Below are 9155 nucleotides of genomic sequence, written 5' to 3' on the forward strand. Positions count from 1 at the left end.
GCCCATGCCGGGCAGGCGGCCGAGAGATCGCGAGCCCAAATTTTCAGATCTCTGCCCCGGCTGAGAGCGTCGATCCTACCGACTTCTGCAACAAAATCGGCCAATTCCGGAAGTGACAAGCCTTATTCAATCACCTCGTCCGCGCGCGCGAGAAGGGACGCCGGGATTTCGATACCGAGCGATTTCGCCGTCTTGAGATTAACGACAAGCAGGTATTTGGTGGGTTGCTCGATAGGAAGCTCGGCCGTTTTGGCGCCCCTCAGAATTCGGTCCACATAGTGAGCCCCAATTCGAGCCAAGGCAGGAAAGTCCGGCCCGTAGGAAATCAATCCGCCCGCTCGCGCAAAGCCGGCGTCGAAGGAGATCGATGGTAAACCGGCCTGTACCGCGAGATCGGCCACACGGTTCGGCGGAAAGACTGGGTCACTAAATATGTCCAAGGCCTCCGCTCCCCGGGTTTTTGCGGCGGCAACAGCGCGAGGCACTTCCCCCACTTCGTGCACATCGATTACGTCGAGCTGAAAGCCGAGCTTGGCGGCCGCAGTTGGCGTCTCCGGAAACACCAGCCGATGCATCTCGTTTGAGGTGTTGAGGAAAACTGCCACGCGTTTGGCCTGTGGCAAAACCTCTCGAAGAATACCAAGAAACTTCCCACCAAAATCGGTCCTATCCATCGTAGCGACGCCCGTAAGATTTCCGCCAGGATGGGCAAGACTTGACGCAAGTCCCATACCGACCGGATCGGCGACCAGAACTATTACAATTGGTATGTCGGAGGTGGCGTTCTTCGCAGCGCGGGCAGCAAAAGGAGAGAACGCAACGATGAGATCGGGTCTCGACCGCACGAGGTCGGCCGCGAGCGTCGGAAGCTGGTCAAGGTGATGATCCGGATCTTTCCGCTCAGTCGCAATGGTCGTGCCCTCGACCCAGCCAATTTTTTGAAGCTCGTCCGAAAACGCCTCAATATAGGGAACCTTGCAAGCAGGGACGCAAAGCATGCCGATCCGCGCTACTCTTCGCACCGATTGAGCTGTGGCTGCCGACGCGAAGAACAGCAGCACAACCAGAAGCGCGGACACTGTAACGGCAAATCGTCTCACGCGATCACCGTATCGCTGCACGGAAGGCGTTCGGTCTTACAGGTCGAGCGTCTTGTCCAGCAAGTCAAGGTAATAGCAGCTTCGAGACGTTCCGAGCGATCACAAATGAACGCTATGGCTCAAACCCGGAAGTCAGGGCGCGCAACCGGGAAGTCCGCTTTCCCTTCAAGAACCGACATCGTCAGGCGGGGCGTCAGGTCCGAAAGGTGCCAATTTCGACCTGCATCCCGTCGTCGACAGGACGATCGAGCTGCTGGCGCAGGCGGCTTCGCCGGCGGCGCTGATCGCGCGCGGCATCGGACAGAGCGTTCAAAAATTTGTCTGGCCGATCGGCCGTCGGTCAACGAACGGGGCGCTTCGGCAGTTTCGGCAATTTGCTCGGATCGAATTTGGGTGGCTCATGCGGCTCGGAAGCCTGCGCCTGCTGCTCGTTGAAGATGAGCCTCCCCTCGAGCAGCACGCCGGGGAACTCATCGGCGAAGCCGACGTAGGTGGCGACCTTTCCAAAACTCGTGCCGGTCAGCTTGAGCTTCAATTCGACGTCATTGCCGAAAACGGTTGTCAGCCCTTCGGTATGCTTCTTCGTCACGACGACCGCCGTGAAGCGATCGCCGTCGCGTTCAAGCGATCCCTTGTACGTCATGACGCCATCACGGCCCCAGATCTGGCCGTCGGCGACGTGGACGATGCCAGTGCCCTCGCCCTGCGGCGTCTTGAACCAGGCCGCGTATGTGCCGTCCCTGAGCATGGAAGAGAAACCTCTTCCCAAAAGTGTTCACGAGCAGTCCATCTCGCCATCACCACAGCTAACATCAGGTTAATCGCGATGTCCGCAAGACTCCGGAATGCGTGCCATTTCGATCGATGAAGTGAATGGCCGCCAGCACACCCCAAGCCAGCGGCGCCTGATGTTCGCTCCTCATGCCTCTGCCGCCACAAGCGGGGGCGGCGGGCTGCTCGCGGCGATGCCGACCGGCGCGAACGCGCACATCTTTGCGGTGCAGTATCAGCGGCGGGCGAACCCGGTGTCGGGAGCGGTGGTGCTGGGAACGCTGCTGGCGGCGACGCTGCCGATGGTAATGATGATCGTGGCGGGGTACAGTAGCTCCGTGAGCGCATGACAGCTGCGACTCACCTGTGAAGTAACATCATTTTACCCATCTCGGCCCGTAAGATTCGGCAAGTTTTGAGCTTTGCCGCTGTAGAATTGCGGGCGGACTTGCTGCCGGACTGCTCTCACGCGAAATTACTCGTCCTATCGAAAACACCTTTGGGGGAGGGTGCGAATTGGTCGATAAGCGCAAACTTGAGGACGTTAGTCGCCACATTGGAGAGGCTGTTTTAGATCCTCAGCGGTGGTCGACGCTGATGGAGGAAATTTGCAAAGCCGTCGGCGCAACGGGCGCCGCGATGCTTCAGAGCGACATCCGAACCGAAGATATTCCGCGGACCGCGTCCGTGGCGGAATTTTTCGATAAGGGCTATTTTCAGAACAATCTGCACGTGGGTGACGTCCGCGCAAAACGAGGCGTGCCGCTGCTGCTGACCAGGACAAATGTCGTCACGGACGCGGACCTGTTCAGATCCGAAAACGAAATGCTGCGGGACCCTCTTTACGCCGCGCTTGGCGAATGGGGGCTGAAATGGTTTGCGGCGGTTGGTTTCCGCGCAGGCCCTGCTCTCTGGGGTCTCACGATCCAGAGAACCCCTCAACAAGGTATGTTCGACGGCGATGAAGTCGCCATCCTGTCACAGCTTTCGGCGCGACTGACCGAGGCTGCGACGCTCTCGACCGCCGTTGGTCGAACGGCCATTTCGAGTCTTACGAACGCGCTCGATTTGATGGAGCGGCCGGCGCTTGCAATCGACCGCCGCGGCGGCCTGCTTGGGATCAACAGCAAGGCTGAAACCTATCTCAGCCGTGAATTCGTCGTTCGCGGCGGCCGGCTCTCGCTGACCGACAAGGATGCCAATGCCGAGCTGATCCGACTGACAGATCAACTCCGGCTCATGTCGGATCTGCAAGCCGCACGTCTTTCGCCCTTGGTGATCAATCGTGCGACACGAAGGCCGCTGGTGCTGCAGCTCCTGCCCGTCCCGCCGGCCGCGCGGAGCCCGTTTCTGGGCGCGCGCGCTATTCTCGTTCTCAAGGAGCTGGACAGGGCCGCCACGTTCAGCCAGGACCTGATCGTCAAGCTCTTCAACCTCACCCCGGCACAAGCCAGGCTCGGCATCAGTGTCGCCAATGGCGCCTCGCTGGAAGAGGCTGCAGCCGAATTGGGAGTGGCTTTGGAGACCGCGCGAAATCACTTGAAAGCCATTTTCGCGAAGACCGACACCCACCGACAGGGAGAGTTGATCGCCCTCCTCAACAAGATCGCAAAGTAGGCCAGCGCATTCAGCGACGCGAGCAAATGCGCCGGATTGGGTTCGCACCCATACGGAAGGAGCGGATCGGAGGCTCAGCTAGATAGTTGAATTTATTGGTACAGTTGGGTGGGCTCGAACCACCGACCTCCTGTTCCACAGACAGGCGCTCTAACCAACTGAGCTACAACTGCATCCTGGCGAGCCGCCGCTTGGGGCCGGAAACGGCCGGGGCCAAAGGGGGCTGGACGGGGCGGAAACTAGGTGCAACGGCCCTGTTTGGCAAGGCCGCAAAGCTCCTGTTTCAGACGCAAAAACACGAACTTCAGAACAAAAACCCGGGCCTCGCAGCCCGGGCTTCTAAATATTGGTTTAACGCGTTTTCTTGACGCGAACCGGTACCCACTTCGCTCGAAAACGCTTTGGATCGAAACGGACCAATCGATCAGGCGGCGGGCTTGTAGAACCTGGCCGCGCTGGCCTTGATCGGCTCGGCGGTCGCATTCGCGACCCGCTGGCCGATCTCGACGAGCTCCTTGGCCTGGGACTGGAAGGTCTCGAGCTGCTTCTTGCTGTGGGAGGTCCACAGCTCCAGCGCTTCCGACGGCGACTTGATGCCGATCAGCTCCTGGGCGAAGTCCAGGTGCGAGGAGGTGTTGGCCTTCATGAATTCCATCAGCTTGGCGGTGTACTCGCTGGCACCCTTGCTCGCGGTGGTGAACACCGCCTCAATGGTGCCGTTCTGGCTTTCCGCGGCATCCTTGAACTTGGCGTAGCTCTCGCGGGCCTGCGAAACGCCCTTTTCGGCGAACGCACGCATCTGTTCGGGTACCTCGAACGGGATGATCGAGGCGGAGAATGGATCTGTCGCACCTGTCATGGCAGTTGTCCCTCGCAATGTTGAAAACCGAGTGAGCCGTCCGGCGCGCCCGCCGACCCGGCGGCGGGTACGTGAGCTGAAACGCAACAACGAGATGGCTCGCCCAGCGTTCAGCATTCAACACGAATATCATGTCAACATTGTGCATTGCAATGCAATCTGAGGTGCAGTGCCGCATTGACGTCGCGTTGAGGATGAAGTTCCTAGGATGGGGAACTGGGGGTTGAGGCGTTCCGAACCGCGACTTCAGTACCCGATTTTCGTCATTCCGGGGCGCGCGTAGCGCGAGCCCGGAATCCATTCATCCGCATACTCTGCGGCTTGATGGATTCCGGGCTCCCTCGCTCCGCTCGGGCCCCGGAATGACACTTCCCCTAATGCCTGACCCTCGTCGCGTCGATCGCGGCGCGGCTGACGGCCTGGCCGATCTCGCTCGCCTGCTCGCTCAGTGCGCGCATCTGGGCCTGCACATAGGCGCTGTGCAGCCGCATCACCTCGGACACGTCCTTGGCGTGCACAAGCTGCTCCACGTGATCGAGCGAGGCCTGCACGTTGGCCTCGGCATAGCCAAACGCTTTGGCGCCGATATCCCTGGCGCCGGCGCGCATGGTTTCGCTGCGTTCCTCCATGGAGCCTGCCGCCGCCTCGGCCGTGCTGAGCCATTTTTCGAACGCCTCGCGGGCCTGCCTGAAGCCCGATTCCGCCATGGATCGCATCCCGGATTGCAACTCTTGGGGGATCTCGAAACGATCGTTCGCCAGTTGAGTCATGCTGTCACTCCTGTTGATTTTGCGGCGCGAGGCCGTCTTGCTGATCAGCACCGTCAGGCTAGCGAGTTAAGGCTTAGCCGGTGTGACGGGCCTGCCGCGAACCCCGTAGTTTTCCGCAGTCCCCATGCACAGCTGCAACGCGCTAACCGCTTGCGGGTTCATCCGAATTAAGGTTATCGCGGCTTATGGTCGCCCGTGGCGTGGACCTGCCCCCCTGCGCGGGCGATACTAACCCTTTCTTAAGGCTGTCCTTCGGCAGTCCTGAAATCTTTGGCCTTCAAGAGTTGCGTGACCTGAGAAGCAAGCCGGTTGGATGAGTAGTTCGGATTTCCAGTTGCGCAGTGTGAGTGATCCGCGGCTGGCCGTGCATGCGACCTCTCCTTTGCCGGCGTGGCTGTGGTCGCTCGACGGCGCGCGCGTGCTGTGGGCCAATCCGGTCGGCGCAAAACTGTTTGGCGCTGATAACAGCGCCGCGCTCGCAACCAAGAAATTCGGTCCCGCCGATCAGCATCGCCGCCAGGTCGCGCGCCTCGCGCGCGAGCTGCCGGCGGGCGGCGCGGTCAGGATGGAGCGGCTGCGCGGCTTTGGCGCCTCGCTCGGCGTGCTCATGACCTGCGCCTGCCTGCGGCTGCAATTTGCCGACGGCAGCCAGGGCGTGCTGGTCACCGCCATGACTGCGCCGGCCCGCGCGATGCCGCTCAACGAACGCCTGCAGCGGCTGGTCGAAGGCGCTGTGACCCCGATGGCTGCGTTTTCGACCGACGGATCGTTCATCGGCGCCAGCGAAGCCGCGCGCCCCTTGCGCGCCTGCCGCAATCTCGAAGAGGCCGGCCTCGAACATGCGCGCAGCGATGCGCTGACCAAGGGCCGCGCTGAAATGCCCATCGGCAACGGCCATGTCGTCCTGCAACGCGTCGGCCTGGGTGCCGATGTCGGGCTGATCGCCATGGTCGAGCCGGCCGCGCCCGAGCCGCAGCCTGTCGCGCCCGCGAGCGTCGCGGAAGCGGCACAAGAGCCGCCGGTTCAACGCGTGCAGGACACCCGCATCAGGCCCGCGGTGCCCGACTATGAGCAGCCGGCGCTATCGAATGAGGCGCCGTCCGAATTCATGCTGTTCGACGCCTTTGCCGAACCGCTGGACGCGCCGGCGCCTACGACGGTTTTGGAGCCGCCCGCACCGGCCGAACGGGCCTTGCCCGAGCCAACGACGGTCGAAGTCTTATCCAGCGAAGACTTGCCGCGCCAAACGCCTGTTGAAGACTCCCTTGAGGCCATTGTGCCGCCCCAAGTCGAGCCGATCACTGCGGAGATGGTCGAGTCGCCACCAGATGCGGTGCAGCCGGCGACGCCGCGCAGCCACCCCTTGCGCTTCCTGTGGCAGATGGATGCCGAAGGCCGCTTCGTGCTCGGCTCGGACGAGTTCATCCGCCTGATGGGCGCGCACAGCGCGGCCGGGTTTGGCCGGCCCTGGGCGGAAATCGCAGAGGTCTTCGGGCTCGATCCGGAGGGGCGCGTGGCAAAGGCGATCGCCAGCCGCGACACCTGGGCCGGCGTGTCCGTGAAATGGCCGGTCGATGGCGGCGAGCCGCTCACCGTCGAGCTCGCGGGCCTGCCGGTCTACGACCGCGCGCGCAACTTTGCGGGCTTCAAGGGGTTTGGCGTGTGCCGCGATCTCGACGGCCTCAACAAGCTCGATGCGCTCAGGCGGTTCGAGCTGTTCACCGAGCCGCCGGTCACGCACCGCCCTGCCGACATCGCTGAGCCCATCGTCGTTGAACCCGACGATGTCGCGGAGGCCATCGATATCGTGGAGCCCACCGACATCGCAGAGGGCGATGTCGTGCAGGACCCGCCACCTTCACCGACCGAGCCTGACGTCCCCGAAGCACTCGCAGAACTGTCCGAACAAGCCGTCGAAGCAAAACTGCCCGAACAGACAATCCAAGCGAATTCACAACAAACCGATTTGGATCAAGCCGTGGAAACGCCTCCCAACGTCGTGCCGTTCCGCCCATTAGGCGAAACCAAGGCACCGGCGCTCACCCCCGTCGAGAACAGCGCCTTCAACGAGCTCGCCCGGCAATTGTCGGAGCGTCTCGAGCGCGAGCAGGACATCCTCCTCGCACCGACCGAACCACAGCAAATGATGCAGGCCGCCGCCGAGCCGCCTGCGCCCGAGCCGCCGCCGCCTTCGTTGGCGGAATGGCTGACCGAGCCAAAGCCCGCGCCTCGCGGCGACAGCGCGCGCGACCGCATGCTGCTCGACCTGTTGCCGTCAGGCATCTTGATCTACCGCCTCGACCGCCTGCTCTACGCCAACCCGGCGTTCCTTGCGCGCACGGGTTTTGCCAGCCTGCAAGCGCTGGAGAACGCCGGCGGACTCGATGCTCTCTATGTCGCGCCCGGCGTCTCGTCGGCGAGCAGCACGTCGGAGGCCGGCACGCCGGTGACGATTTCGGCGAACGATGCGCCGGCCGATGGCGCCACCGAGGCGCACCTGCACACCATCTCCTGGGACGGCGAGTCAGCGCATGCGCTGATCTGTGGCCTGCCGCAGGCAGCGCCTGTCGTCACTGAGGCAGCAGTCGCGCCGGCGGAGGAGATCGACGAGGTCGAGCCGGACGCCGAGGCCGGCCAGGCCAATGCGGAGGATCTCGCCGCGATCCTCGACACCACGGCCGAAGGCATCATCATGTTCGATGCCGAGGGCAACATCCACGCCTGCAACCGCAGCGCGGAGGCGCTGTTCGGCTATGACGGCGAGCAGCTCTTGCAGCAGAATCTCGCCACCCTGTTCGCGCCGGAAAGCCAGCGCGTGGTCGCCGACTATCTCCACAGCCTGAGGAGCCACGACATCGCGAGCCTGCTCGACTACGGCCGCGAGGTGCTGGGCCGCGAAAGCAAGGGCGGGCTCATCCCGCTCGCCATGATCATGGGCCGCACCCGGCCTGATGGTCCGAACTTCTTCGCCGTGTTCCGCGATCTCTCCCAAACGAAGAAGGGCGAGAGCGAGATGCGCGAGGCGCAGCTTCTCACCGACCGCGCCGCCAACGCCAAGGCCGACATGCTGGCGCGCATCAGCCACGAGATCCGCACGCCGCTCAACGCCATCATCGGCTTTGCCGAGGTGATGATCTCGGAGCGTTTTGGCGCGCTCGGCAACGAGCGCTACGGCGAATACATGAAGGACATCCGCGCCTCCGGCGAGCGCGTGATCTCGATCATCGACGATCTCCTGGAGCTGACGCGGATCGAGACCGGCAAGCTCGATCTCTCCTTTGCCAATCTCAACCTCAACGATCTCGTCGAGGCCTGTGTCACGGTCATGCAGCCGCAGGCCAACCGCGAGCGCATCATCATCCGCACTTCGCTCGCGCATGCGCTGCCGGTCGTGATGGCGGACGCCCGCGCGATGCGGCAGATCGCGATGAACCTGATCGGCAACTCGATCCGGCTCGCCAGCGCCGGCGGCCAGGTCATCGTCTCCACCGCCTTCACCGATCGCGGCGAAGTCGCCTTGCGCATCCGCGACACCGGCCTCGGCCTGAGCGAACGGGAGGTGGCGGCCGCGATGGAGCCGTTCCGCACCCCGCCGCCGTCGGACGCTGCGGACAATTCGGCGCTCAGCCTGTCCTTGACCAAGGCACTGGTCGAAGCCAACCGCGCAAAATTCCACATCAAGAGCGCGGCGAATTCCGGCACGCTGATCGAAGTGGTGTTTTCGCAAGCGCTGGCGCGGGCGTAGGAGTTCTCTCGCCACTGCACGCTGCCCTTCCCTTCTCCCCTTGTGGGAGAAGGTGCCTTGCCGAAGGCAAGGCGGATGAGGGGTTTGCATCCGCGGACTCAACTCGAGAGAGATGCACCCGCGGATAGAGACCCCTCACCCGGCTTCGCTATCGCGAAGCCACCCTCTCCCACACGGGGCTAAGGGATGCCCGAAAGTGATTCCCGAGAATTTGGGAATGTGATTCAAGGCCTTTCGACCTGTTTGGGACGGGAGGCATGGGATGTCTTTTGGCGATATTCGGGTTGCTGAGC

The 9155-nt window shown here is 62.8% G+C and carries 7 protein-coding genes and 1 tRNA gene; 3 read left to right on the forward strand and 5 right to left on the reverse strand.

Going from position 1 to position 9155, the window contains the following annotated elements:
- Nucleotides 1-122: 122 nt before the first annotated feature.
- Nucleotides 123-1079, reverse strand: a complete 957-nt coding sequence (locus tag JQ632_RS38370; protein WP_212407910.1) for an ABC transporter substrate-binding protein — start codon at nt 1077-1079, stop codon at nt 123-125.
- Nucleotides 1080-1440: 361 nt separating this feature from the next.
- On the reverse strand, nt 1441-1848 hold the full coding sequence (locus JQ632_RS38375; protein ID WP_212407911.1) for a hypothetical protein: 408 nt from the start codon (nt 1846-1848) through the stop codon (nt 1441-1443).
- Nucleotides 1849-1945: 97 nt separating this feature from the next.
- Between JQ632_RS38375 and JQ632_RS38380 the strand changes: the two genes are divergently transcribed.
- Both JQ632_RS38380 and JQ632_RS38385 read left to right on the forward strand, forming a co-directional pair.
- Nucleotides 1946-2221 carry a hypothetical protein gene (locus JQ632_RS38380; protein WP_212407916.1) on the forward strand — a complete coding sequence of 92 codons (276 nt, stop codon included), beginning with the start codon at nt 1946-1948 and terminating at the stop codon, nt 2219-2221.
- A gap of 166 nt (nt 2222-2387) precedes the next feature.
- Nucleotides 2388-3488 (forward strand): helix-turn-helix transcriptional regulator, encoded by a 1101-nt coding sequence (locus tag JQ632_RS38385; RefSeq protein WP_212407912.1) that lies wholly within the window; start codon nt 2388-2390, stop codon nt 3486-3488.
- Between the two features lie 96 nt (nt 3489-3584).
- On the opposite strand, the gene JQ632_RS38390 is transcribed toward JQ632_RS38385, so the two are convergent.
- The 3 genes from JQ632_RS38390 to JQ632_RS38400 all read right to left on the reverse strand — a co-directional run bounded on the left by JQ632_RS38390 (nt 3585) and on the right by JQ632_RS38400 (nt 5117).
- Nucleotides 3585-3661: transfer RNA gene (locus JQ632_RS38390), tRNA-His, on the reverse strand.
- 251 nt (nt 3662-3912) lie between these two features.
- Nucleotides 3913-4347 (reverse strand): phasin, encoded by a 435-nt coding sequence (locus tag JQ632_RS38395; RefSeq protein WP_212407913.1) that lies wholly within the window; start codon nt 4345-4347, stop codon nt 3913-3915.
- A 374-nt stretch (nt 4348-4721) separates the two neighbouring features.
- On the reverse strand, nt 4722-5117 hold the full coding sequence (locus tag JQ632_RS38400; RefSeq protein ID WP_212407914.1) for a phasin family protein: 396 nt from the start codon (nt 5115-5117) through the stop codon (nt 4722-4724).
- A 313-nt stretch (nt 5118-5430) separates the two neighbouring features.
- Here JQ632_RS38400 and JQ632_RS38405 point away from each other — a divergent pair, with 313 nt between their 5' ends.
- Nucleotides 5431-8862, forward strand: coding sequence for a PAS domain-containing protein (locus JQ632_RS38405; RefSeq protein ID WP_212407915.1), 3432 nt, complete (start codon nt 5431-5433; stop codon nt 8860-8862).
- Nucleotides 8863-9155: the final 293 nt, after the last annotated feature.

It is taken from the genome of Bradyrhizobium liaoningense (assembly GCF_018130955.1).
In the GTDB taxonomy this organism is placed as follows: domain Bacteria; phylum Pseudomonadota; class Alphaproteobacteria; order Rhizobiales; family Xanthobacteraceae; genus Bradyrhizobium; species Bradyrhizobium liaoningense_C.